Genomic DNA, 24527 nt, shown 5'->3' on the forward strand with positions numbered 1-24527 from the left:
TCTTTCCTCCCCCCTGATACGCTTTAGAGGCTCATGGTTATGCCTGTTCGTACCTATGCTGCGCCGCCGACCCCTTGGTCTCGTGAATTGGCGGAGCCCGATATTGACCCGTCCGCCTATGTACATTCCTTCTCCAATTTGATTGGGGATGTGCGGGTGGAAGCACAGGTTTTGATCGCTCCAGGCACTTCGATTCGAGCCGACGAGGGATCCCCTTTTCATATTGGTGAGGGATCCAACATCCAAGATGGGGTGGTGATCCACGGCCTCGAGCAAGGAAGGGTCGTGGGGGAAGATGGTGAACCCTACTCCGTCTGGATCGGCAGGAATACCTCCATCGCTCACATGTCCCTGATTCACGGGCCAGCCTATGTGGGCAACGACTGCTTTATCGGCTTTCGCTCAACGGTGTTCAATGCTCGGGTTGGGGATGGCTGCATCGTCATGTTGCACTGCCTAATTCAGGATGTGGAGATTCCCCCCGGCAAATATGTGCCCTCTGGTTCCATCATCACCACCCAAGCCGAGGCAGATCGGCTGCCTAACGTGCAGGACAGCGATGCCAAGTTTGCCCAGCATGTGATTGGTATTAACCAAGCGCTGCGAGAGGGCTACCAATGCAGCGAAAACCTAGTCTGCATTGCCCCGATCCGCAATGAACTGCAATCGAGCACCCATAAAACGGCTACGGAGACTGCACCCATGACCTATTCCTCCCATCGTGCCAACGGATGGAACGGCGGCGGATCCCATCTCAAGCCTGAGGTGGTGGAGCAAATTCGCGCCCTATTGGCCCAGGGATATCGAGTTGGCCTTGAATATGCCGATGCGCGTCGTTTCCGCACCTCCTCCTGGCAAAGTGAAAGCCCAATCACCAGTACCCGCGAAGCTGAGGTGATGCAGTCGTTGGGGGCAATTCTGGCTGAGCACCAAGGGGAATACGTGCGCCTGTTGGGGATCGATCCGAAGGCCAAGCGGCGGGTCTTGGAGCAGATCATCCAAACTCCTGATGGGCCGGCCCAAGTTGCTGGAGGGTCATCTCGGATCCCGTCAGCCCCCAGCTCAAGTGCTGCACCCGCTGTCCCTTCTGGTGATGGCCTGAACTTGGAAGATCAGATCCGTTCTCTTCTGGCGCAAGGGTACCGGGTTGGGTTAGAAGCGGCCGATGCCCGTCGTTACCGTACCTCCTCCTGGCAAACGCTGGGCAACCTGAGTGGCCAACCCCGCGAGATTCTCGCTTCCATCCAAATCGCTTTGGCGGAGCACCCAGGGGAGTATGTGCGGTTGTTGGGGATCGATCCAAAGGCCAAACGGCGGGTGCTGGAGTTGGTGATTCAAACCCCGCAAGGGCAGGTGAGTCGCGGTTCTACTGGTGTGGGTAAGGCTGCTGGGGCTGCTGCGTCGGCAGGGAGCGTTGCCGGGTTGGAGCTAGGGCTGCAGGAGGAAGTTCATCGTCTCTTGGCCCAGGGTTATCGGATTGGCTACGAATATGCGGATGAGCGCCGCTTTAAGACCTCTTCCTGGAAGAGTGGCCCCACCATTCGCGCCACCCGTGGGCCGGAGGTGCTGGCGAAGCTCACAGCTGCCTTGGCTGAACATCAAGGGGAATATGTACGCCTGATCGGCATCGACTCCAAGGCCAAAAAACGGGTCTTTGAGCAAATCATCCAAACCCCCGGCAATAAACCGGCGGGATCCCCCTCCACCCCCGCTGTCCCATCTTCTGCCAGTGCCTCCCATACCCCCTCCACTCGCCTCGATGCCGAGGTCTTGACGCAGGTACAACAGCTGTTGAGCCAGGGCTATCGCATTGGTACCGAACATGCCGATAAGCGTCGCTTCCGCACCTCCTCTTGGCAAAGCTGTAGCCCCATCGAAGCCACCCAGATACCTCAGGTGGTGGCTGCTCTAGAGGCCTGTCTAGAGGAACATCGCGGCGAATATGTGCGCCTGCTCGGCATTGATGCCAAGGCGAAACGGCGGGTGTTGGAGCAAATCATCCAAACCCCCTAGGGATCCCTATTGTTTGATTAACCTCTGTTCGGTTCAAGCCCGACCCCCTAGCGATGAGGAGCATCTTGGCCTCTACTCTGCCAAACCTACTGACGCTTAGCGCCTTGCCTGGTCAAGTCAGCGAAGCCCATTATTTCGTCAGCGGTGAGGTGCATGTCGAGGCAGGGGCCGGAATTGGGGCGGGGGTGCTGTTGCGGGCCAATCCCGGCTGTCGCATTCAAATCGGGCGGGGGGTGTGCATTGGTATGGGATCCATCCTGCATGCCCATGGGGGCTCCTTAATTATCGAAGCGGGGGCAACTTTGGGAACGGGAGTATTGATCATCGGGCAGGGCACCATTGGCAGGCATGCCTGTATCGGCTCCGAAACCACCCTACTGGATTGCTCGATTCTAAGCCAACAGGTGATCCCCCCCGGCTCTTTAATTGGGGATCCCACCTATGTCGATCCTACCCATATCGAAGCGGCCAACGCTGGCGACACTCAGACAGAACCTGGAGAAGCAACAGCCGCCCCAGAACCCACGCCACCTCCACCCCCCAATTCCCCGGTGGCCAATGTGGAAAAACAAACCCGTCTTTGGCAAGAATCTGCTCAGCAAGCCCAAGAAAAGCCTCGTTCCAAGAAGATCCGGAAACTGAACGGGATCCCGGGACACTCGGAGCTGGATCGACTGCTGGGCAAGATTTACCCCCATCGACAGGCGCTCTCCTCCAACGATGGCTAGACTGGCATGAGTAAGTAGGATGCCGATGTCAACTTCTCTGGGCCTGATTCAAACCCGCAGCTTCCCGGTGATCGTGCGCATCGCCGATGCCATGACCAAATCAGCCGGGGTGACTCTGATCGGCTTCGAGAAAACCTCCGGGGGCTACTGTACGGCGATTGTGCGGGGGGGCATTGCCGATGTGCGGATTGCCATCGAAGAGGGGATCGAGCTAGCCCGCCATTTCGACCAGGAGGATCTCTCCAGTTTGGTGATCCCGCGCCCTCTGCCCAATCTGGAGGTGGTGCTGCCGATTAGCAACAAGCTTTCTCAACTGGCGCAAAATCGCGGTTATAGCCGCCTCAGCAACTTAGCGGTGGGTCTGCTAGAAACACGGGGCTTCCCAGCCATGGTGGGGGCTGCCGATACCATGCTAAAAACCGCTGATGTGCAACTGGCTGCCTACGAAACCATTGGGGATGGCCTTTGTACGGCAATTGTACGGGGCACAGTGGCCAATGTGGCCATTGCCATCGATGCCGGCATGTACGAAGCAGAGCGCATCGGAGAATTACACGCGATTGCCGTGATCCCACGCCCCCTCGACGAGCTGGAGCAAGCCCTGCCCGTAGCCAGTTGTTTTGTTGCTCAGCCCGTCAGCCTGCCGGTGGCCATTCCCCAGGCCCAAGAACAAGAGGTACAACGCAGCGATACTGCTGTGGAGCGGATCCCTGTTTATTTGGAACCCCCTGAACCCCCTTGAATCCGTAAATAGGCTGCTGCTTCCGGGTGGGTTTCCTAGCCCCAGTCCGACACCCTACAAAAAGCGGGATCCCACCCAACAGCCCAGCGGGAAAAGTGCTAGGCTACTTAAAGACCTGGGTCCGTGCGGCTCCGACGCCTAAATCGTGTCAGGATCGGAAGGTAGCAGCACCACGGGATGCTCTGAGCAGGCGCGTTAACCCGGGTCGCCCGTTATCACTCAGTCTCTCTGCACTGGGTGAGCCTGTTTTTAAGTCCATCCACCATTGCACTGGCAACGCACCACGCATGGCTGAGACAGACAATCCCATCGCCAATTTTGCCCAGAGAGCCCTCTATCTCGGCATGGGTTTAGCCGCTGTGGCGGCGGACAATGCTGCCAAAGTGGCGGGTAAGGCTGGCACCCGTCTGTATGAATTGCGCAAGCAGGCCCAAACCTTGGTGGATGAGTTGGTGGAGCGAGGAGCCATGAGCGCTGAAGAAGCGCGGGTATTTATGGACACCCTGGCTGCCAATGCCAACCGCAAAGTGGAACCGGGCCAAACCGGCGGCCCCCGCAAGATCAACATTGATGACATTGGCGACGAAACAGATGAGGCCAGCACCGCCATTGAGCTTTCGGAAGCAGCCCGCCTTCGCCAGCAGATTGCAGACTTACAAGCGGAATTGGATCGAATCAAAGGTAGGTCTTAATCCTAACTTAACCCTGGGAGATAGTCAGAAATGACCAAGGCATTTGACATCCTCCCCACCGTGGGCGGATGGAGGTTCTTGGCACATCATTACGGGTAGATAGTTTGTGCAGGAAATCTTGACGGGTATCGGCAATCTCGTTACGGGCTAGGTCTCGGATTCGCCGATTCCCGTTGAATCTTCTAGTCCGCCATAGCCAAAATCTCTTAGCCGTTTCTTAACCTCGACTTAACTGTGGCGAAATCTATTCAAGATTTCTGATCAGCTAGCATTTCGGTATCGTTCTTGACTTGGAGGCTGGGCTGATGAGTGGCTGGATGATTGCCGGGCTCCTATTTCTGGGGGGAGCAGTTGCGCTATTTTTTGAGTACCTGAAGTTGCAGCGGTTAATCCGCCAACTGGAGAAAACCAAAGTATACAAAACAGGCTCTAGTTCGCAGTAGACAGCGGTCCGAATCTCCCCTGCTGGTGCAAGTTGCTGGCAAAGTTGTGTGTGCTCAACCCCTATTTGCCGAGCTGTCTCAGCGACCCTGCGTCTACTACACCTCAGAAGTGACCTGGGACTACGAGGAAACAAGGTATTGCCGCAAAACTCTAGATGACAAGGGAAATGTGATCCGGGAAGAGTATATGCGGGATCGCCCTGGGCCTTCTGATTACAGTTATGGGACTAGCTATTCTTCTTACAAAAGTTCTAGCTGGAAACCTAACAGAGAGAAGTTGAACATTGAAAGGAAGAAATCTAGTATTGAAAGATCTGATATTGAAAGGAAGAAGTCTGACTTTCAATCAGATCTGCTGCGTTCTCCAACTGTTGGTTATCAATACACCGAAGACGGTTACACCTATTGGGTTGTTGAAGAAAATGAAAGGGGTAGCGAAACTATCCATAAAATGACTCGCTCAACCCCCTTTTATGTTCAAGATGAAACAGGTCGCCTGCGAGTAGATATAACGGGAGGAGAAATCGAGTCTGTTGTCGTTGTAGATGAACAAACAAATGCTCCTTCCAATATTTTAACAATTAACTATGGCACCTTTAGCATGAGCCTTGCCAATTATTCTGCTGCTAGCAGTAAAGGCTACCGAAAACCCAGGAGATTTAACTACAAAGAGTCGCTCCTTCCCTTAGATACTTTCGTGACTATCACAGGACAAGTTGCCTCTGAAGGGGGAGAAGCGGTTATCCGCAAACCTCAAGCAGGTGGACAGCTACTGGTATCCCTCCAGTCTGGCAATGAGCTGTTAGAAAAAAAGAAGAATGAGGGTCAAGCTAGCCTGGGTGGCTCAGCTATAAGCTTGGTCATAGGGATCATCTGTCTAATGATTGCATGGTCTAGGTGATTGAGTCCGATTCAATCCAGCAAAGCCAGATTATCGCGGTGAATAGCCGTATCGACTCCTTCATAGCCAAGAATATGGGGGATCTCGGCGGTTTTTTTGCCCTTGATTTGCTGCAACTCCTCGGCACTGTAGTTCACTAGGCCCCGCGCCACCTCTTGCCCGGTCGCATCGCACAAGCGCACGGCTGCCCCCGCTTCAAACTCTCCTGAAATGGCGGTTATCCCGGCGGGTAATACCGATCGCCCCTGCTGACACACAGCCCGTACTGCCCCCGCATCCAAAGTCAGGGATCCCTCCGGTACCAACCCATAGGCAATCCATCGTTTGCGGGCACTAGCCGGTTGCGGAGCGGGATCAAAACGGGTGCCAATCGCTTCTCCAGCCAAAATCGCCGGGATCTGTTCTGGTCGTTTGCCATTGGTGATCACCACCGTCACCCCCGCGGCGGTGGCAATTTGGGCTGCTGTCAATTTGGTGGCCATGCCGCCGGTGCCCCAACCGCTTTTGCCCTGCACCTCCGCCTTCACTTGTAAGGGGATCCCGCGCAATACCCGCTCGATGGGCTCAGCAGAGGGATCCCGATTGGGATCCGCCGAATAGAGTTTGTCCACATCTGTCAACAAAATCAGCCATTGCGCCTGCACCATGCTGGCCACTAGCGCCGAGAGAGAGTCGTTATCGCCAAACTTCAGCTCCTCTACCGCGACCGTGTCATTCTCATTCACGATGGGGATCACCCCCATCTGCAAAAGCTGCGCAAAGGTGCGATTGGCATTGACATAGCGGGTGCGCTCCACCAAATCGGCACGGGTGAGCAAAACCTGGGCAATCGGTTGGTTCAATGCCGAGAACAAATCATCGTAAAGACGCATCAGCCGCCCCTGCCCTACCGCTGCCACCGCCTGCTTTTCCGCAATAGCCGTCGGTCGTTGTCGCAACCCTAGGCGGGCACAACCCACCCCCACTGCTCCCGAAGACACCAAGATCACCGCATGCCCCTGGCTACGCAAGCGGGTGAGCACCTCTACCAAAGGCCCTAAAACCGAAAGTCGCAACGAACCACTCTGAGCATCTGTCAGACTGGAGGTGCCGATTTTTACCACCACCGTTACTGCTGCCACCATCGCCCTATTCACCTGCCCACAAGGGATCCCAGCCAATATCCCACCATACCGGAGCTGAGTCTCTGTTGCTACGAGAGAAAGTTGGCTTGCTGTCGGGGTCGCTGCAAGGGAGAATGGGAGAGTAAATGAACAAAATCTTAAGCTGCCGTTCCTCTTCTGCCTGTGAATCCTGTCCGTACCCTCTCCGCTAGTAAAGCTGCCTTTTTCAGCGCCTACCCCCGCCCGATCAACTCCGTTTACCGTCGGGTGGTGGAAGAGCTGTTGGTAGAACTGCACTTGGCCACCGTCAACAGTGCCTTTATTTACGATCCCTTTTTTGCCCTGGGGCTGGTAACCATCTACGACGGGTTGATGGAAGCCTACCAGCCGCTTGAGCAACGAGAGGGGATCTTTAATGCCCTCTGTAAAGCTCTACAGCTAAAACCAGAGGTCTTGCGCAAGAATGCCCGCGATTTGCTGGAGTTGATGCGTAGCGGGGATCCCAGGCAACGATTGAACCTACTTTGTCTGAAGCCAGAAGCAGAAGATGTGGGTGGATTAAAAGGGATCCTGGAACGGATGACTCAGCCCCCCTACGCCTACAGCCGGGTATTGGCGGTTGGTCTGTACACCGCCTATGAAGAGGTGGCGATCCCTCTTTACGCGGATGTGGAGGAGCGTACCCGCCGCTTTTTGGAGGATGTGGTAGGCAAGCTACAGTTTTCAGCAGAACGAGTCAAAAAAGACCTGGAGCTGTACCGTAACAGCTTAGATCGCATGAAACAGGCCCGTGCCGTGGTAGAAGAAATGGTGAAAGCGGCCCGCCGCCAGCAGGAACGCCGCCAACCGACAGCCACCCTGCCCGAAACTCCGATAGCGGATCCCAGTGAACCCACAACCTAATTGATGAGTTCCTTGGCTACACCTCAAGAACCCACAGAACAGCCTCACTTGATGGTGGTCATGACCACCGTCGGCTCCGCTGCCACCGCCCAGCAGTTGGCCCATACTTTGGTGGCAGAACGCTGTGTGGCTTGTGCACAGGTGCTGCCTAGCATCACTTCTTTTTATCGCTGGCAGGGATCCCTGCAGACCGATTCCGAAACGCTGATTTTGTTCAAACTGCCGGCAGGGGCCTATTCCCAACTGGAGCAACGCCTGCGAGAGTTGCACCCTTACGATGAACCGGAGATCGTGGCTCTGGCTGCTGCCCAAGTCAGCCCGACCTATTTGGCATGGGCTTTAGAGCAGGTAGGGTGAGGGATAGCAACGCTCTGGATTGGCCATGATCGCCCTTTACCCCGGTAGCTTTGACCCGATCACGCTTGGGCATCTCGACATCATCGAGCGAGCCAGTCCTCTGTTTACCCGAGTGATTGTTGCCGTCTTGAAGAACCCTAATAAAACCCCTCTGTTTACCCCCGAACAACGGCAAGCCCAGATCGGGCTGGCAACCGCCCATCTGAAAAATGTTGAGGTAGATACTTTTGCCGGACTCACGGTTGCTTATGCCCGTCAGCGGGGTGCGAAGGTGATCGTGCGCGGCTTGCGAGTCTTGTCGGATTTTGACGGTGAGCTGCAAATGGCTCATACCAACAAACTCTTAGCCCCTGAACTGGAAACCCTATTCTTGGCTACCGCGAGTGAACACAGTTTTGTCAGCAGTAGTCTTGTCAAGGAGGTCGCCAAGCTGGGCGGCCCGATCGACCATTTGGTGCCCGTTAATGTGATTCAGGATTTGCGAGAGTGCTTTCCGGCAGGATAGTTCTGACGGTTTCCTGCGGGATTCCCTGTACTTGGTATTATTCAAACAATTGCATACCCGCCGCCACTGGATCGAACCCTAGGGAGAAGCAGGTGTTGTGGTCGTAATGGGATCCGCTTAAATTTGCCCCCTCCAGACAAGCTCCTTCCAAGTCGGCATAGCGCAGATCCGCACAGCGTAGGTCGGCATCAGCCAGATTGCTGCCCCGCAAATTGGCATAGCGCAGATTGGCCCCGTGCAGGTCGGATCCCTGTAGGTTGGCTCGCCGCAGATCGGCCCCCCGCAAAAAGGCATATTGCAGGCAAGACCGAGGAAACGAGCGATCTCCCTGTTGGTAACGGGCCAGCAGTTCAGAGGCTCCCTGCAAAGCCAATTTAGAAAGGGTTTGGGCAGAAAGAGTTTGGATCATGACGGTTCTCCATAGGATTAGCTCCCGATATCTCATCTCTATCGGATCGAATTTGTTTTGATCAAGCGTCTTTAACAAATGATTTCAGTTTTTACAGAAACTGTCCCCTAACAGTGATTTTTTGAAACATCCATCCTGATTGCCAGAGAAAACGGCAGGAACTCTGCCGTTTGAAATCCTGCTACCGCTTTTTCCTGGGCTTCGTGTTCAGGCTTTCTGGCGAAAGGTACAACCTTGCCCCACAGAGCACCTACCTATTAACCAACCCTTAACCAACCCTCTCCGCCGGGATCGGAGCCGGGGGATCTTTGCGAGTTGTGGAGCCGAGCTTACGGAAAGAGAGGCGTTCGTTGGCTACATCCACCTGGATCGTATCTCCCGGCAGGAACTCGTTTTCTAGCAGCTTGGTGGCGATCGGGTTTTCGATTTCCCGTTGGATCACTCGTTTCAGGGGGCGGGCCCCAAACACAGGGTCGTAGCCCACCTCAGCAATGTAGTCTTTGGCCTCATCAGTGAGGAGGATCTCAATCTGTTGATCCGAGAGCAGTTGCTCCACCCGCCGCATTTGCAGGCTGACGATCTGGCGAATTTCGGCTTTCGTGAGAGCGTGGAAGATAATCAATTCATCCACCCGGTTCAAAAATTCAGGCCGGAAATTGTGCCGCAACATGGCCAATACCTGCGTTTTCATTTCCTCATAACGGCTTTCATCCCCACCAATTTCTAGGATTAAATCGCTACCAATGTTGCTGGTCATGATGATGATTGTATTTTTGAAATCCACCGTTCGCCCTTGCGAGTCGGTAATGCGGCCATCATCCAGCACCTGCAACAGGATATTGAACACATCCGGGTGGGCTTTTTCCACCTCGTCGAAGAGCACCACTGAGTAGGGCCGCCGCCGCACCGTTTCTGAGAGCTGGCCCCCTTCTTCGTAGCCCACATAGCCCGGAGGTGCCCCCACCAGCCGCGAGACGGAGTGTTTTTCCATGTATTCGGACATGTCGATGCGCACCATCGCCTCGGAGGTGTCGAAGAGGAACTCCGCCAGGGCACGGGCGAGCTCGGTTTTGCCCACCCCCGTTGGCCCCATGAACAGAAATGAGCCGATCGGGCGGTTGGGATCCTTCATGCCGGCCCTGGCCCGTCGGATCGCCGCTGCCACGGCTGCGACTGCTTCGTCTTGGCCGATCACCCGTTTGTGCAGATGGGCTTCCAATTGCAGCAGCTTTTGCTTCTCCGATTCCATCAGGCTGGTGACCGGGATCCCTGTCCAGCGGGAAACGATCTCGGCGATATCCTCCTGGGTGACCTGCTCTCGCAAAAGGGGCTCCCCGCTGCTCTGCTGGCTGGCTAGGTGGGCTTCTTGTTCCTGAATTTGCCGTTCTAGCTCCATCAATTTGCCGTACTTCAGCTCGGCAGCCCGGTTGAGATCATATTTTTGTTCGGCTTGTTCGATTTGTAGCTTCACGGCATCTCGCTCTGATTTGAGGGTTTGCAGTTGCTCGAGGCCCTCTTTTTCAAATTGCCAGCGGGCGTTCAATTCCCGTTGTCGTTCCGTCAGGTTGGCCAATTCCTGCTCGATTTTGCTGAGGCGATCTTTGGAAGCGACATCATCCTCTTTTTTCAGGGAGAGTTCCTCCATTTGCAGTTGCATGATGCGCCGGTCAATTTCATCCAATTCCACCGGCTTGGAGGTGATCTCCATTTTCAGCTTGGCGGCGGCTTCATCCACCAAGTCGATGGCTTTATCCGGCAGAAATCGTTCGGAAATGTAGCGGTTGGAGAGCACGGCGGCGGCCACCAAGGCGGAGTCGGCAATTTTCACCCCGTGGTGCAATTCATAGCGCTCCTTGAGGCCCCGTAAAATAGAAATGGTATCTTCCACCGAGGGCTGATCCACAAACACCTGCTGAAAGCGGCGTTCTAGGGCGGCATCTTTTTCGATGTGCTTGCGGTATTCGTCTAGGGTGGTGGCGCCAATACACCGCAGTTCCCCACGGGCCAACATCGGCTTAAGCAGGTTGCCGGCATCCATCGCCCCCTCTCCGGCTCCAGCCCCGACGACGGTGTGCAGTTCGTCGATGAACAGCACAATCTGCCCTTCCGATTCGGTCACTTCCTTGAGCACTGCTTTGAGGCGATCTTCAAACTCGCCCCGATATTTGGCCCCGGCGATCATGGATCCCATATCCAGCGAGATCACCCGCCGATTTTTCAGGGATTCCGGCACATCGCCCCGATTGATCCGTTGGGCTAAGCCTTCGACAATGGCGGTTTTACCCACGCCCGGCTCCCCAATCAAAACTGGGTTATTTTTGGTGCGGCGAGACAGAACCTGAATCACGCGGCGAATTTCTTCATCTCGCCCAATCACCGGATCCAGTTTGCCCTCGCGGGCGGCCTGGGTCAGATCGCGGCCATAGCGTTCTAGGGCTTCATAGCGGGATTCTGGGTTTTTGTCCGTGACCCGTTGCTTGCCCCGCACCTCTTGAATGATGGGCTTGAGGCGCTCCACCGTCAGGCCCAGAGGAGCTAAGACCCGCTTGCCAACCCGCTCATCCTGCAGGGATCCCAACAACAAATGCTCGACAGAGATGAAGTCATCTTCGTAGTCTTTGCGGAACTCCTCGGCGCGATCCAGGGTGGTTTCTAGGCCCCGGCCCAGATAGAGTTGATCCACCCGCGCCAATTTGGGTTGCTGGTTGATGAAGCTCTCTAGCTTATCCCGCAGCAGCTTTGGATCAGTGCCAGCCCGCCGCAAAATCGTCTGGGTCAACCCCCCCTCTTGATCGATTAGGGAGAGGAGCAGATGCTCGGTTTCCAGTTGCTGCTGTTGGCGCTGACGAGCTACATCCTGAGATTTGACGATGGCATCCCAGGCTTTTTCGGTAAATTGATTGGGGTTGGTGGGCTGCATAGAAGTTTGGGAGGAGCTTGGTGTTACTTGGTATTTGGTATTCAGTATAGGGAGCGGCTTAGGTCAATAGCTTTGGCCGCACCAGTTGCGGGATCCTTTCCAGGCGGGATCCCATTGATCTGTCCCATGATTTATTGATCATCTATTGATCTAGGTATCGCCCATTTTGTAACATCCAGCGTTCCAGAGAACCGTCCCCACCCACCCAGCTCTGTGGAGGGATCCCCGCCTTGGGCTGTATCGGGGTTAGTCCTCCTCTTCGTAGGGCCGCCCTTCCCCGATCACTGCCAGATCAATTTGCTGTCGGTAGTAGTCCACATTTTTGATCTGTACCTCCACCCGATCTCCGAGGCGAAACTGCTGTCGGCTTTTGCGGCCCACTAGGGCCTGTTGGCGGTTGCGATATTCGTACCAATCGTTTTTCAAAGAGCTGACCCGTACCAACCCTTCCGCCAGGATCGGGTCTACCTGGACGAAAAAGCCATAGTTTTGCACGCCGATGATCAGGCCGGGGAACGACTCGCCCAAGTGTTTTTGCATGAATTCGGAGCGCTTCAGACCCATCAGCTCCTGCTCCGCCTTGAACCGTATCTGATGCCCCTCCCGCAGGGTTTCCAGTTGAGCCTGGAGAAATGCCTGCCATTCCTCTTGCACCTTCGGCGGCAACACGTTCCAGTTGATCTGGCCGTGACAGGTGTGACTGTGCAGATCCACGCCGGTTTTCACCCGTGTGCTGCGGCGATCCCGTCCTTTGCTGAGAGCCAGATGTAGAGCACGCAGGTTGAGCAGATCTCCATAGCGGCGCAGGGGGGCGGTAAAGGTGGCGTAGGGTTCCGTCAGGCCCAGGCCAAAATGCCCGAGAGATTCCCCTTCTGGCAGGGGCTGCAGGCGATATTCCACCGGGGGCAAGGTGGCCAACATCTGCGCCACCAAAGCCGGACTAGCCCCAGAAGCTAAGACATCCGGGGCGGTGATGCGGGCACAAATCCGTTGCCAGTCCGACAGCGTCACGGTTTCGGGATCCTGCAAATTCAGATCCAGCTTCATGGAGTTGGTCAGGCGCAAAAAGCCCTGTAGCGCTTCGGCACTTGGAGCAGGCTGGACTCGAGCCAAGGAGGGGATCCCCAACTGGCGCAAATGGTTACCAAGGGTCTGGTTGGCCAGCAACAGTATCTCCGTCATCAGGGCATGGGCACTGAGGCGGTCGCTCACCAACAGGGATCCATAGCTGCTTTCATCAGCGGAGTGGGGGGTGAGCAAATCCAACAGGGGCAGATCGAACCCGCCCGCTTGGTGGCGTTTCACCCGCAGAATTTGGCTAAGGCGCAGCAGGTTTTGCAGCAGCGCCATCAACTCCGGTACTTCTTCCTCGGGGTTGAAGTCGGCGGCGGTGGCTAGAAGGGCTTGCACCTGCCCGTAGGACAAGTGCGCCCGCGACTGCACAATGCTGGGCTGAATCTCAAAGCCTTCTGATACTCCTTCTGAGCTCATGTTCAGGAGCAGGGAGTAGGCCAGTCGCTCCTGTTGGGGCAACAGGGCCAGGCGGGTATGGGCCTCAGGAGGAAACAGCGGCAGCACCATTGTATCCAGATAAACGGTAGCAGTGCGCTGCTGGGCTTCTTGCTCGAGGGGGTGTAAGGACTCGGTGCCCCCCGTGCGGGTTGGTTCCAGCCAATGGGGAATATCGGCGATGTGGATCCCCAGTAGCCACCCCCCTTCTGGCCGAGCTTGTAAGGACACCGCTACATTCGGCTCTAGGCCATGGGGATGTTGCAAGTCGAGGGGCTCTAGAGTGACACAAAGCCAATCCCGCAGGTCACGGCGACCCTTTTGGTCGGCACGGCTGAGCTTTTTCGGCAGAGCGGTAGCTGCCTCCACCACTGTGGAAGAAAACTCCTGCGGCAGGTTGTACTTGCAGCAAACTAGGTCAGCATCGATGGAAGCATCGGGGCCATTGCCCAAAAGTTTGCGAATGGTGCCGGTGGGGGGCAGATCCGCCAGAGGGTAACGCTCCACTTCCACGTAGGCGACACGGCCTTCCACCAGCTCCGTCGGGGATCCCTCTGAAGAGGTCGGGATCCCGGATTCGGGGAGAGCCAGCTCGAAGAGCAACCGATCGTCCAAGGGCACCACTCGGAAGCCCTGTTCCGTTTTTTTCAGGCGGCCCACCAAGGTGGAGTTGACCCGCTCGATCACCGCTGCCACTTCTCCCTCCGGGCTACGGCGACGATTGCCATCTTTGGTGACTCGTGCCAACACCTGGTCACCATTCCAAGCACCACTCAAGTTGCTGCCGTGAATATAAACATCCTCTACCCCCGGTTCATCTCGAATGGCAAAGCAAAACCCTTTGCTGGAGCAGCGCAAACGCCCCACCACCAACGACTCATCCGGCTGCCGACGATAGCGGGGCGGATCCCCAGATTGCTCTAAGAAACCCGCCCGCACCAAGCCATCGAGGGCGATCTCCAGCATGTCTTGCGCTTCTGGGTCATGGGCTTGCAGGAGAGCAAAAAGAGCGTCTTTATCGGTGAATTGGTCAGGCGCTTGGGAGAGAAAATGTTGAAAAAGCCGAGAGAAATCCATTGCGGGTATTGGCGAAAGAAGAGGTGGAGAATAAAGATGTATCAGAGCAGGGTGGGGCGGGCCAACCTCGGATAGAGTTAATCGCGGTGGCCGGTAACGATAAAAGCCACCCGCTGACCGATGTTGGTGCTGTGGTCAGCCAGACGTTCGAGGTAGCGGATCGACAGCAACATCAACAGAATAGGCTCGATCGATCCCTTAATGTCAGTCTGCTGCGCCAACGTATTGTAGAGGCTTGTGTAGTCCTCATCAACCGCGTCATCCTCGCGCTTCAGCTGTAGGCCCAGATCCGCATCCAGTTCCGTCAGGGCCACCAGGCTGTGGCTGAGCATTTTCTGGCAACGCTGCATCATCACCTGAATCCGTCCCAACTCCGGCGGCGGTGGATACATCACCAGACGCAGGGCCACTTCTGCCAAGTCTTTGGAGTAGTCGCCAATCCGCTCCAGATCCCGTATTAGCTGCATTAGGGTGCTAATCCAGCGCAGATCCCGCGCCACAGGAGATCGCAAAGCAATCAAACTGATACAATCTTTCTCGATCTGGCGATAGAGATGATCGATCTGTTTGTCTTGGGTCATCACCTGTTCAGCCGCCGCTAGGTTTTGCTCAAACAGGGCCTGTTGGGCCAGCACCACCGATTTTTCTGCCAAAGCTCCCATGCGCAGCACATCCTGCTGCACCCGTTTGATGTGGAGTTGAAGCTCGATTTGCCCCATTGTTCTCCCCAGCAAGGGTGATATTGACGGGGAATCCCGGCTGAAGCCAAAATTCCCCATTATGATGATGATGACAAATTCTTCTAGTCTAGGGCGCGGGAATGACCGCAAATTTGAGGGAGGATGAAAAAGAATCCGCATTCTGGTCAGAGGGAACGGATTTTCGGTGGTTTTTTCGCTGCATCTTCTTTCTTTACATTTCTTTCATCGCTGAAGCCTGTCTCATGACCCTTCCCCCAATCATTGTTTTGGATGATGACCCAACGGGATCCCAAACCGTTCACAGTTGCTTGCTCCTTACCCGCTGGGATCCAGATACGTTAAGGCTGGGCTTGCAGGATGGATCCCCGATTCGTTTTATCCTTACCAACACCCGTGCCCTCTCCCCAACAGAGGCAGTACAGGTGACCCAATCGGTCTGCCAAGCCTTGAAAGAGGTGATGGACGAGTTGGGGCATCCTGGGGGGATCTTTGTCAGTCGTTCCGACTCGACCCTGCGTGGGCACTACCCCCTAGAGACCGATGTGATGGCGGCGGAATTGGGGCCGTTTGATGCCCATTTTTTGGTGCCGGCCTTTTTCGAGGGGGGGCGGATCACGCGGGAGAGCGTGCATTATCTGCGGGTAGCCGGGGAATGGGTGCCCGTTCACGAGACCGAATTTGCCCGAGATTCCGTTTTTGCCTACCACCACAGCTATTTGCCCGATTATGTTCAGGAGAAAACCCAGGGCCGCATTCCTGCTCAGCAGGTGGAACGGTTCACCCTAGAGCAGATTCGTTCCGGCTGTTTGGAACGGTTGCTGGCGTTGCAGGGAAATGTCTGCTGTGTGGTGGATGGAGAAAACCAGGCGGATTTGGATCGCTTTGCCGAGGATGTCTTGGCGGCGGCCTCCCAGGGCAAGCGCTTTTTGTTTCGCAGTGCCGCCAGCCTGTTGACGGCTTTGGCCCAGTTGCCCCCACAACCTGTTCCCCCAGAGCAGATGGGGCGGTTTGTCCGGTCGGCTCAGCCGGGGGTGGTGATCGTCGGATCCCATGTGAAAAAGTCAAGTCAGCAACTGAGCCAACTGTTGCAGGAGTCCGGGATCCAAGCCATTGAAGTGGAGGTGAAGCGGCTGTTGCAGCCCGGTAGCGAAACAGATCTGTTACAGGACATTCTCGCCCAAGTGCATGGCGCTCATGGGGCTGGGCTCACCTCCGTGGTTTATACCAGCCGGGAAGAACTGACCTTTGATACCCATGGAGCCTCAGCGATAGAAACGCGCCTGGCTTTCGGGCAAAAAGTTTCGGGGCTGTTGATGCAGGTGGTGCAGGGGTTACCTGCCGAGATCAGCTACTTGATCAGCAAAGGAGGCATCACCTCCAACGATACCCTCAGCGTGGGCTTGAACCTGCCGGCTGTGCGTTTGCTGGGGCAGATCTACCCGGGGGTCTCGATGGTGATCACACCGGCGGATCACCCGCGCTTTCCCCAGTTGCCGGTGGTATTGTTTCCGGGCAATGTTGGCGAGGCAGATACGCTGACGTTGATCTATCGTCGCCTGTCCAGCCTGGTTTAGGCTGAAGGGGAGTGTCTTCCCTGCTACCCTCCTACACCCCTCCGATGGCCGAACTCGTCACGCCTGAACTCGTTGCTCCTCCCGAAGTCTTGCCCAACTTGGATCGCTGGTGGGGATCCCTGCGTCGCCGAGAGTTAAGTTCCTCCCCATCTGTGGTGCAGTCGTCGGCCCAACTGCTGGGATCCCTGGATGAGGTCGATGTGGTGATCGCCGGGGGCACCTTGGGGATCCTCTTGGGGGCAGCCTTGGCGAAGCGCGGCTGGCGGGTGATCCTAATCGAACGTGGGATCCTGCGGGGGCGAGATCAAGAGTGGAACATTTCCGGGCAGGAATTGCAGGTTTTACTGGCCCTGGAGCTGCTCAGCCCGGCAGAACTGGAACAGGTGAAGGTGACTCACTATCCCTCAGGGCGGATTGGCTTTGCAGGGGGGCCTAGTTGGTGGGTGGAGGATGTGTTGAATGTGGGGGTGGATCCGGTGGGGCTGCTGGAGCGCTTGAAGAGCCGCTTCCTGGAATGGGGCGGCCAGTTGGTGGAACAGCAAGCCTTTGTGGGCGCGACTGTTCACCCCGATGGGATCCACATCCAGACAGATACAGACCGGATCCGCGCCCAAGTGCTGCTGGATGCGATGGGGCACCGATCCCCTGTGGTGGCGCAAGCAAGAAAGGGACAACTGCCGGATAGCGTCTGTTTGGTGGTGGGATCCTGCGCTCGGGGGTTGCCAGCTCAGCCGACAGGAGATCTATTTTATAGTTTTGCCCCGGCACAATCGGGGTATCAGCCCTTCTGGGAAGCCTTCCCTGCTCGAGATGGGCGCACCACCTACCTGTTCACCTACTGCGATCTGCACCCGGCCCGCCCCAGCCTCAGTACTCTCTGGCAAGACTATTTGCAGGGTCTGCCCACTTATCAAGGGGTGGATTTGGCGCAGATCACCTGGGTGCGGAAGCTGTGTGGGGTTTTCCCGGCCTACCGCTGCAGCCCTTTGCAAATGCCTTGGGATCGCATCTTGGCAGTGGGAGATAGCAGTGGCAGCCAGTCCCCCCTCAGTTTTGGCGGATTTGGGGCGATGCTACGCCATCTGGAGCGCCTACAACAAGGAATCCACGAGGCCCTATCCCTTCGGCAGCTCGACCGAGCGGCTCTAGCCCTTTTGCAACCTTACCAACCCAACTTAGCCGTGACTGGGTTGTTTCAGAAAGCGATGATTCCGCCGCTCAAAGAGAGCCATTGGGATCCCCAGAGCATTAACCGCCTATTGAGCAGCGTGTTTGGGGCGATGTTTGCGGCTGGCCCCCAGGTGGTGAAGCCCTTTTTGCAGGATGTGGTGCAGTTTGGCGGGTTAGCGCAGGCGTTGCTGGGGGTGATGGGCCGGGATCCCCTCTTGGTTGCAAGCCTCCTGAAGCAGATCGGGCCTTGGGAGCTGATACAGTGGATGGGCCATTTGGGCTCGCTAGGGGCCTACGACCTGCTGAATCGAATCCCTGTGGGTTGGGAAGGGGCAGCCTCCAACTATTTCTGGAAACGCCGCCGCGAAGCTTGGCAATACGGCTCTGGAGGGGATCATGGAGGCTAGCTTCTCTCAAAAAACGTTTGCGACCGCCTCGGAAAATCACTGAAACAACCTATTTGTCTTGACCTGCTCATTTCGGCAAGTCCGTGGCCAACTTGATCCTGTTCCTCGGTCAGGGACGCGACGGCGTTGAAGTGTCTCCACCACTCCCTACAAATGGAAGCAAATAGGTAACAGGAACTAGGGATAGAGGACAGGCAGTCTCCACTCTGTGGGGATCCCTATAGGTTGGAAGTAAACAAGCGAAGAATCCACCTCAGTTTTGTGCACAGAAGGCTAAAGAGTCGCCGCCTTAGGAGTAGGAGCTGTGGTATAGGCCAGATTAATCGCTGCACTTCTTTTTGCATCTGCCAGCTTAAGTCCTGCGGGCACTATCACCATCCAGGGTGATCCCAATGAGTGGGTGATTGTTGATCAGGTGGACAACGAGCGTGTGAATACGACCGTTTTGCTCCGACCAGATGAGAGCCTAGCCAGTTGGTACGAGATGCTGACTTTTATGAGATTAAAGGATCGGATGTGCCGCGGATCCTCGCCAACAATCTTCGGGATCGGCTGCTCACGAACTGCCCCGAGAGCAGCTTCAAGTTCCACCGTGAGGCTAGCACTGATGTTCTCTACAAGACCCTCCACGAGATGCAGGGGGATGGCTCCGTAGGAGCACCGACGAGCGAGTTCAAAAGTGCCGACAGTGGTATGTGGGCCTTGATGCCTTTGTCAACCCGTAGCGGTGCTGATGTACGGGTGCGTTGGATCTACAAAGAGGGTGAGTTCGGTAGCGAGCAACTTTTACGTGAGTTCTCTATCATTTGGGATCAAGCCTACGACACTGTCCGTTCCCTTTTGCAACCCAATGACTTGATTCCGGTGGGTCGTTATCGCCTTGAAATCATCGTAGATGGCCAGCAGGTGGGAGTTGGCCGCTTCAGTGTGCGCCGCGCTGGTCGGTTTGGTTGACATCTTCCCCAGCCTGTAGGTCGTAAAGCCGCGTTTGCAACAGGGGGGCTTGCTGCGCGGTTCGGTAAGGTTCAGCCTTGAAGTAACCAGATCAAGCAACTGAGGTCGAGCCTGTAGTTCAGAGATCCTCAGCCAAATGAACTCGAGGCGACTATCTCGTCAAGACAGCTCAAACCGAATTGCAGGGATCCCTGCAGATTGGCAACTTTCCAAGCGGCGGATCCCTTGCAACCTCAACTTCTTTAGCAGTATGTAAGTTCTTGCCTTGTAGGAACGTATACAGAACCGTATCCTAAAAAGCATGCAAACTTAGAGCATCTTTATTCGCCTCTTGTAAAATGCACAGAGAGTTGATGCCCATAAGAACACTCCGCAATCGCCGAACAGTTCTTGCAACTGGAACAGCCGCGCTCGCGACGCTCATGCTGCCGCGGTTGGCATCTGCAACAACAACACTGACATTCCAGCTCGATTGGAAATACAACGCTCAGTTTGCGGGCCTTTTCCTTGCCGAAGCAGAAGGTCTCTACGCTGCCTCCAACCTATCTGTGCAAATCCGTGAGTGGTCAGATGGTTTGAACGTGATCAATGCTGTAGCTGAGGGAACCGTAGACATGGCCTGCGCCGAGCAAAACCTTATCATCGCAGCCCAAGCTGCTGGTGCTCCGGTGAAGGCAGTAGCCACGATGTTCCATGCCTCACCCTACGGCCTGATGACAGTACCAGAAGCTGCCCTTGAAAGCCTCACGGATCTCGTCGGCAAGCGCGTCGGTGTTCATGTGGATGGGATCAAAGTGATGGAGTTGGTTAAAGGGGTCAACGGGATCACCGACATCGACGTGATGGAGATTCCTTATGGTGACAAGTTTGATCGTGTCATCTCTGGCGAGTTCGCAGCTGTGCAGTGCTATGTTATCGACGAACCCATTGGAGTGGCGGCAAAGTATGGTTTTGAACCCAAGGTTCTACGCTTGAGCGAGCACGGATTCTTGTCCACTGCCCAGACAATTGTTGCCTCAGAACGCCTGTTGACTGAAAAACCGGAAGTAGTGCGTGCCTTTCTAGCAGCCACTTTCGAGGGTTGGGCCAGGGCTCTTGCAGACAAGCCGCGCACGGCTGCTCTTGTCGTAGAGCGCTTCGTGCCCGAGGGGTCACCCTACAAAGATGTAGCCTACCAGACCCGAACACTCGAATTGCTAGAGCCTTATGTGCGAGGTAAAGGTGAGCCACTTGGTGTCATCGACGCTGAGGTCTGGGCCGAAGCAGCACGTCTGATGCTTGCCTATGACATTGTATCGGCGTTGCCAGATTTGCAGTCCTCGCTAGCTCCAGGTTTTATCAGTTAACGGAAAGAGCGACAATGCTTTCACAAGCTTGAGCAGCAGCGTGGCAAACCTGCCTACAGTACCAACTACTCCCCTGTGTTTGAGCCAACCTTATCTGGGATATCTGAGGTCGTTTCCGTCAGATACAGCCGTTCTTCAAAAGCATCATATTCAAACAACTCCGCATAACGGCCCCAGTCGACGGCAGTGGCAAACTGCCGTTCCGCCTCCGCATGGGGGAAATGTTCATCCCACAGATCCAAAAAGAAATCTCCCCGCATCGAGCGGCTGCGCTTTTCCTCCAGAGTTTGCAGAATACTCTTAAACACGGGTACCCGCTCCAAAACTTGCTGCCGGAAGAGATCCTTACTGCGCAAAATGGTGGTAGTGGCAAAGTCTCGGCCAATCTCTGTGAGGTAAACCTCCCCTTCGGAAACCTGAGCAAACCCCAGCAATACTGCTGCATCCAAAATCGGCAGCAGATCGTCTACCGCCAGTCGGATCCGCTCTGCCAGATGGGCAATATCCACCTTGCCTTCCGGATGCTCCACGATCAATTCCAGCAGACCGCTGATCCCACCTACCCGCGCATAGGGCAGCGGACGGGCATAAGGAGAGAGCACTTTCTCCACCACCGGGGCTGGCGCCGCCACCTCCCCGGTCACTTCGATCTCCGGGTTGGTCATGATCGTGTAGATGTAGTCCACCAAGGACTTAAACCGGGGATCCGATCGATCGTGGGGCCGGGGTAGGTCAATCTTCACCTCCCCCCGCACCCGCCCTGGATTGGCCCCCAAAATCACCACCCGATCCGCCAGAAAGACCGCCTCTTCGATGTTGTGGGTAACGATCAAAATGCTTTGGGACGGAAAGGCGCTGGCATTCCAGAGATCGTCAACTTCCCCCCGCAAATTTTCTGCCGTTAGCACATCCAGAGCGCTAAAGGGCTCATCCATAAACAGCACCTTTGGCTCCAATACAAAGGCACGGGCAAACCCCACCCGCTGCTTCATGCCTCCGGAAAGTTCCTTAGGATAGGCACTTTCAAAGCCATCCAACCCTACCAAGTCGATTGCTTTGAGGGCCCGCTGCCGTCGTTCTTCCCGTGGGATCCCTTGAGCCTGCAACCCCAGCTCCACATTTTCCTGCACCGTTAACCAGGGCAACAGAGCAAAACTCTGAAACACCATCGCCACATCCGGATTAGCCCCCCGCAGGAGCTTACCATTGCTCAGCACCTGCCCTTGGCTGGGGGGGATCAACCCCGCCATAATCCGCAGCAGGGTGCTTTTGCCACTGCCGCTACGGCCCAAAAGCGCCAGCACTTCCCCCGCCTTCACCTCCAGACTGACCTGGCTTAAGACCGTAAACTCCCCTTTCCCTTCCGGCAGAGGAAAGTGTTTATGGACGTTTTCGACGGCAATGAGGATTTCGGGCCCTGGAGTCATAGTGTCTTTCCTGGCTCAACCTGCTCTTGAGAATGCCACTTAATAAGAGGTCAAATTTAAAGGTCAAACAGATGACAGCTACATCCTCTGATATCCAGCCTCTAAAGTCCAGATCTCCACTGCAGCCCTTTCATGGGTTTCCTGTACGATGACTGTACTTGCCTGAGCAACTGATTGGCAAGACTTACAGTACCAGGTAGATGACCAAAGCGAACACTACAAACTTGAGTCGGGTTTCAGGGAAGCCAGTCTTCACACAGGGCTTGCTCCAGATTAAATTCAGGCTCTTCAGGTACCAAACTAGCATTCAGCTTGCTTGCTTTGAGGAGAATCTTTTTAGCACTAGAATATTCAGCAAAGTTGTCATCGAGATACTTTTTAAGGCTGGAGTTATCTTTAAAGAAAGATTGCTTGAATCTGTAGACGGAAGCTAGCAACTTCTAAGTCCCACTGCCTAAAATAGGTTTCTCGTTCAGTTTCCCAATACTTCAGTACTTCAATTTGAGTAAATGTTCGCACAGTCGCATCAAGTAACTAGCAATCGCTCGCTTGTCTCTTTTTCCCAGGCCTTCGCTCTCCTCGATCAAATTTTCCAAGTCAAGATGGTTAAAATCATGGGTACGCAACTGTACCACTGTTTGATCTAACCAAAGTTGATAGTCTGTTTCATATAATGCAAGGTAATGCAAGGGATTCATCTTTAACTTCAGATTTCATGATTAAATGCCTCCATCACTACGAACCTAGAGAGCTACGGTTTCAAAGGCGATGCGTAGAGGATTACCGGAAGGTGGTAAAAGGACTACGAGCGTATGCTGACATCGCTGCAGCCCCCATCACAGGTGATATTTGTCTTCAGCCAACTGATAGAGCCGTCGCCAAAACAGGCGATTAAGGCCCACCACAAACAAACTCATCATGCCAATTCCCAAGGTGATGCGGGGCCAATCCCCCACCGCCGTGGCTTCAGCAATATAGGTGCCCAGCCCGGTTGCCGTCAGGGTGGTGGATCCCCAGGAAACAACTTCCGAGACAATGCTGGCGTTCCAGGCACCGCCACTGGCGGTGACCCCGCCGGTGACCCAAGCAGAAAAGATCCCTGGAATGATCAGCCGTCGCCAGCGCTGCCACCCTTTCAGCCCCACATCCACCGCCATTTCCCGCAGATCGGTAGGAATGCTCTGGGCCCCCGCAATGGAATTGAAGAGAATATACCACTGGGCGCCCAAAGACATGAGCAGAATGCTGCCCCACTCGATGCTGATGTGGCTACGAATAAAAAATAACGTGGCGAAGGGAAAGATGAAGTTGGCCGGAAAGGCCGCCAAAAATTGCACCACCGGCTGCAGCAAACGGGCCAGTTGAGGGTTAAACCCAATGGCCACCCCAACTGGGGTCCAGATTACTGTGGCCACAACCAACAGCAATGCCACCCGCATCAAGGTGAGAAGGCCCAGCCCAAAGGTGAGCACAACCTCGCCCAACCCCACCGTGGTGCTGATGAAGTTGAGGATCCACACCACAATCGCGCCGATCAGCACCAGTAAACTCTGGGTCAACAGCCGCTCTCGTCGCTGTTGCCGTTGTGGATCCGAAGGAGCCATCGGGTGAGGTCGGCTCAAGCCAGACAAAATCCGATCCCCCAGTTCCCGCACCGGACTGAGCCCAGTGTTGAGTAAGCGCGGGATCCGAGCCGTGGTTAACAGGTCGTAGAGCCAGGATTCCGGGGCAGCCACCCCAGCGCTCTGCTCCAAGCGGAACTTGTCCGACCAGGCGATCAAAGGCCGCCAAAACAGTTGATCCACCAACACAATCACAATGGCAATGGTCAACAAAGCCCAACCCAGCTTGGGCAGATCTTCGGCACGAATGGCTGCTTCCACATAGGATCCGATTCCGGGTAGGGTGTAGTCCTGGTTAAGCACACTGATCGCCTCGCTAGCGGCCACAAAAAACCATCCTCCGCCAAAGCTCATCATGGCGTTCCAGAGGAGGCCGACCATGGCCGCAGGCACTTCCAACTGGGTAAAGCGCTGCCAACCGGAAAGACGATAAAGGGTGGTGGCTTCCGATAATTCCTGGGGAATGGTACGTAGGGACTGATAAAAAGAGAAGGTCATATTCCAGACCTGGCTGGTGAAGATGGCGAAAATAGAGGCCGCCTCCAGCCCCAGCAAGCTGCCTGGAAAAAGAGCAATAAACCCGGTAACTGTAATCGACAAAAACCCCAAAACCGGCACCGATTGCAGAATGTCCAGTAGCGGGATCAAGATCCGCTCGGCCCAGTGGCTTTTGGCAGCGATGTAGCCGTAGATCAGGGTAAAGAGGGTGGAAACCCCCAGGGCGATGAACATGCGCAGGGTGGAACGCGCCGCATAGTAGGGCAAATTGCGCGGATCCAGGTCGATCTGGGGCACCACGGCGGGGGGCCGAAACTGCACAAAAGCCCCCGTCCCCACCTGGGCAACCAACGCCAGCAGCACTAGGGTGCCAAAGATAATGGCCACATCGGCAACCCCAGCTGGCAGCCGCCGTAACGCTTCAGGGGAGGGAAAGGTTCGCATGCACTCACTCGGCACTACCCAGGCGTTATTATCGGCTTTCTCGCGGCCCTTGGCTATGGCAGGCTAAAGATAGGCCTATGTG

General features: G+C 55.5%; 19 protein-coding genes, 1 other RNA gene and 1 pseudogene. 13 read left to right on the forward strand and 8 right to left on the reverse strand.

Features of this window, described 5'->3' with window-relative positions; all coding sequences use genetic code 11:
* Positions 1-39 precede the first annotated feature (39 nt).
* The 6 genes from L1047_RS03000 (at position 40) to L1047_RS03025 (ending at position 5519) form a co-directional block, all read left to right on the forward strand.
* Positions 40-2013 carry a ribulose bisphosphate carboxylase small subunit gene (locus L1047_RS03000; RefSeq protein WP_235278841.1) on the forward strand — a complete coding sequence of 658 codons (1974 nt, stop codon included), beginning with the start codon at positions 40-42 and terminating at the stop codon, positions 2011-2013.
* Positions 2014-2078: 65 nt separating this feature from the next.
* A complete protein-coding gene (locus L1047_RS03005; RefSeq protein WP_235277278.1) occupies positions 2079-2741 on the forward strand; it encodes a hypothetical protein in 663 nt (220 codons plus the stop codon).
* Positions 2742-2760: 19 nt separating this feature from the next.
* Complete coding sequence (locus L1047_RS03010; protein WP_443081676.1) at positions 2761-3483, forward strand: BMC domain-containing protein; 723 nt, start codon at positions 2761-2763, stop codon at positions 3481-3483.
* A gap of 112 nt (positions 3484-3595) precedes the next feature.
* An RNA gene (gene ffs / locus L1047_RS03015) (signal recognition particle sRNA small type) lies at positions 3596-3693 on the forward strand.
* A 77-nt stretch (positions 3694-3770) separates the two neighbouring features.
* A complete protein-coding gene (locus tag L1047_RS03020; RefSeq protein ID WP_235277280.1) occupies positions 3771-4175 on the forward strand; it encodes a hypothetical protein in 405 nt (134 codons plus the stop codon).
* A 630-nt stretch (positions 4176-4805) separates the two neighbouring features.
* Positions 4806-5519, forward strand: a complete 714-nt coding sequence (locus L1047_RS03025) for an E3 ubiquitin ligase family protein (protein ID WP_235277281.1) — start codon at positions 4806-4808, stop codon at positions 5517-5519.
* 11 nt (positions 5520-5530) lie between these two features.
* On the opposite strand, the gene proB is transcribed toward L1047_RS03025, so the two are convergent.
* Positions 5531-6643 carry a glutamate 5-kinase gene (proB, locus tag L1047_RS03030; RefSeq protein WP_235278842.1) on the reverse strand — a complete coding sequence of 371 codons (1113 nt, stop codon included), beginning with the start codon at positions 6641-6643 and terminating at the stop codon, positions 5531-5533.
* Positions 6644-6805: 162 nt separating this feature from the next.
* Here proB and psb29 point away from each other — a divergent pair, with 162 nt between their 5' ends.
* The 3 genes from psb29 to coaD are packed head-to-tail and all read left to right on the forward strand — an operon-like array spanning position 6806 to position 8387.
* Positions 6806-7525, forward strand: a complete 720-nt coding sequence (psb29, locus tag L1047_RS03035; protein WP_235277282.1) for a photosystem II biogenesis protein Psp29 — start codon at positions 6806-6808, stop codon at positions 7523-7525.
* Between the two features lie 12 nt (positions 7526-7537).
* A complete protein-coding gene (gene cutA, locus L1047_RS03040) occupies positions 7538-7882 on the forward strand; it encodes a divalent-cation tolerance protein CutA (protein WP_235277283.1) in 345 nt (114 codons plus the stop codon).
* 25 nt (positions 7883-7907) lie between these two features.
* Positions 7908-8387, forward strand: coding sequence for a pantetheine-phosphate adenylyltransferase (coaD, locus tag L1047_RS03045; protein WP_235277285.1), 480 nt, complete (start codon positions 7908-7910; stop codon positions 8385-8387).
* Between the two features lie 37 nt (positions 8388-8424).
* Here coaD and L1047_RS03050 read toward each other — a convergent pair whose 3' ends face one another.
* The 4 genes from L1047_RS03050 to phoU all read right to left on the reverse strand — a co-directional run bounded on the left by L1047_RS03050 (position 8425) and on the right by phoU (position 15021).
* On the reverse strand, positions 8425-8796 hold the full coding sequence (locus L1047_RS03050; protein ID WP_235277288.1) for a pentapeptide repeat-containing protein: 372 nt from the start codon (positions 8794-8796) through the stop codon (positions 8425-8427).
* A gap of 268 nt (positions 8797-9064) precedes the next feature.
* Entirely contained in the window at positions 9065-11716 is a 2652-nt protein-coding gene (gene clpB / locus L1047_RS03055) for an ATP-dependent chaperone ClpB (protein WP_235277290.1), read from the reverse strand.
* Between the two features lie 246 nt (positions 11717-11962).
* Positions 11963-14302: a ribonuclease R family protein gene (locus L1047_RS03060; protein WP_235277292.1), complete on the reverse strand. Its 2340-nt coding sequence runs from the start codon at positions 14300-14302 to the stop codon at positions 11963-11965.
* A gap of 77 nt (positions 14303-14379) precedes the next feature.
* Complete coding sequence (gene phoU / locus L1047_RS03065; RefSeq protein ID WP_235277293.1) at positions 14380-15021, reverse strand: phosphate signaling complex protein PhoU; 642 nt, start codon at positions 15019-15021, stop codon at positions 14380-14382.
* 224 nt (positions 15022-15245) lie between these two features.
* Between phoU and L1047_RS03070 the strand changes: the two genes are divergently transcribed.
* The 4 genes from L1047_RS03070 (at position 15246) to L1047_RS03085 (ending at position 20454) form a co-directional block, all read left to right on the forward strand.
* Positions 15246-16577, forward strand: a complete 1332-nt coding sequence (locus L1047_RS03070; protein WP_235277295.1) for a four-carbon acid sugar kinase family protein — start codon at positions 15246-15248, stop codon at positions 16575-16577.
* Between the two features lie 11 nt (positions 16578-16588).
* The gene (locus L1047_RS03075) at positions 16589-18154 is read left to right on the forward strand and encodes an NAD(P)/FAD-dependent oxidoreductase (RefSeq protein WP_235277297.1); all 1566 of its coding nucleotides are present in this window, start codon (positions 16589-16591) and stop codon (positions 18152-18154) included.
* A 516-nt stretch (positions 18155-18670) separates the two neighbouring features.
* Positions 18671-19108, forward strand: coding sequence for a hypothetical protein (locus L1047_RS03080; protein WP_235277298.1), 438 nt, complete (start codon positions 18671-18673; stop codon positions 19106-19108).
* A gap of 422 nt (positions 19109-19530) precedes the next feature.
* Complete coding sequence (locus L1047_RS03085) at positions 19531-20454, forward strand: ABC transporter substrate-binding protein (protein WP_235277299.1); 924 nt, start codon at positions 19531-19533, stop codon at positions 20452-20454.
* A gap of 65 nt (positions 20455-20519) precedes the next feature.
* Here the strand turns inward: L1047_RS03085 and L1047_RS03090 are convergent, their stop codons facing one another.
* The 3 genes and pseudogenes from L1047_RS03090 to L1047_RS03100 all read right to left on the reverse strand — a co-directional run bounded on the left by L1047_RS03090 (position 20520) and on the right by L1047_RS03100 (position 24445).
* Positions 20520-21881, reverse strand: a complete 1362-nt coding sequence (locus L1047_RS03090) for an ABC transporter ATP-binding protein (RefSeq protein WP_235277300.1) — start codon at positions 21879-21881, stop codon at positions 20520-20522.
* 236 nt (positions 21882-22117) lie between these two features.
* A pseudogene (locus L1047_RS03095) lies at positions 22118-22579 on the reverse strand (DUF29 domain-containing protein).
* Between the two features lie 138 nt (positions 22580-22717).
* Positions 22718-24445, reverse strand: a complete 1728-nt coding sequence (locus L1047_RS03100) for an ABC transporter permease (protein WP_235277301.1) — start codon at positions 24443-24445, stop codon at positions 22718-22720.
* Positions 24446-24527 lie beyond the last annotated feature (82 nt).

The sequence above is a fragment of the Synechococcus sp. Nb3U1 genome, from assembly GCF_021533835.1.
Classification (GTDB): domain Bacteria; phylum Cyanobacteriota; class Cyanobacteriia; order Thermostichales; family Thermostichaceae; genus Thermostichus.

Excerpts from the sequence above, each read along its gene's own strand:
- L1047_RS03000 (WP_235278841.1), top strand. The coding sequence starts at position 40 with ATGCCTGTTCGTACCTATGCTGCGCCGCCGACCCCTTGGTCTCGTGAA.
- L1047_RS03100 (WP_235277301.1), bottom strand. The coding sequence starts at position 24,445 with ATGCGAACCTTTCCCTCCCCTGAAGCGTTACGGCGGCTGCCAGCTGGG.
- L1047_RS03060 (WP_235277292.1), bottom strand. The coding sequence starts at position 14,302 with ATGGATTTCTCTCGGCTTTTTCAACATTTTCTCTCCCAAGCGCCTGAC.
- L1047_RS03025 (WP_235277281.1), top strand. The coding sequence starts at position 4,806 with ATGCGGGATCGCCCTGGGCCTTCTGATTACAGTTATGGGACTAGCTAT.
- phoU (WP_235277293.1), bottom strand. The coding sequence starts at position 15,021 with ATGGGGCAAATCGAGCTTCAACTCCACATCAAACGGGTGCAGCAGGAT.
- L1047_RS03090 (WP_235277300.1), bottom strand. The coding sequence starts at position 21,881 with ATGACTCCAGGGCCCGAAATCCTCATTGCCGTCGAAAACGTCCATAAA.
- L1047_RS03020 (WP_235277280.1), top strand. The coding sequence starts at position 3,771 with ATGGCTGAGACAGACAATCCCATCGCCAATTTTGCCCAGAGAGCCCTC.
- clpB (WP_235277290.1), bottom strand. The coding sequence starts at position 11,716 with ATGCAGCCCACCAACCCCAATCAATTTACCGAAAAAGCCTGGGATGCC.
- L1047_RS03050 (WP_235277288.1), bottom strand. The coding sequence starts at position 8,796 with ATGATCCAAACTCTTTCTGCCCAAACCCTTTCTAAATTGGCTTTGCAG.
- coaD (WP_235277285.1), top strand. The coding sequence starts at position 7,908 with ATGATCGCCCTTTACCCCGGTAGCTTTGACCCGATCACGCTTGGGCAT.
- L1047_RS03085 (WP_235277299.1), top strand. The coding sequence starts at position 19,531 with ATGCTGCCGCGGTTGGCATCTGCAACAACAACACTGACATTCCAGCTC.
- proB (WP_235278842.1), bottom strand. The coding sequence starts at position 6,643 with ATGGTGGCAGCAGTAACGGTGGTGGTAAAAATCGGCACCTCCAGTCTG.
- L1047_RS03010 (WP_443081676.1), top strand. The coding sequence starts at position 2,761 with ATGCCGATGTCAACTTCTCTGGGCCTGATTCAAACCCGCAGCTTCCCG.
- L1047_RS03070 (WP_235277295.1), top strand. The coding sequence starts at position 15,246 with ATGACCCTTCCCCCAATCATTGTTTTGGATGATGACCCAACGGGATCC.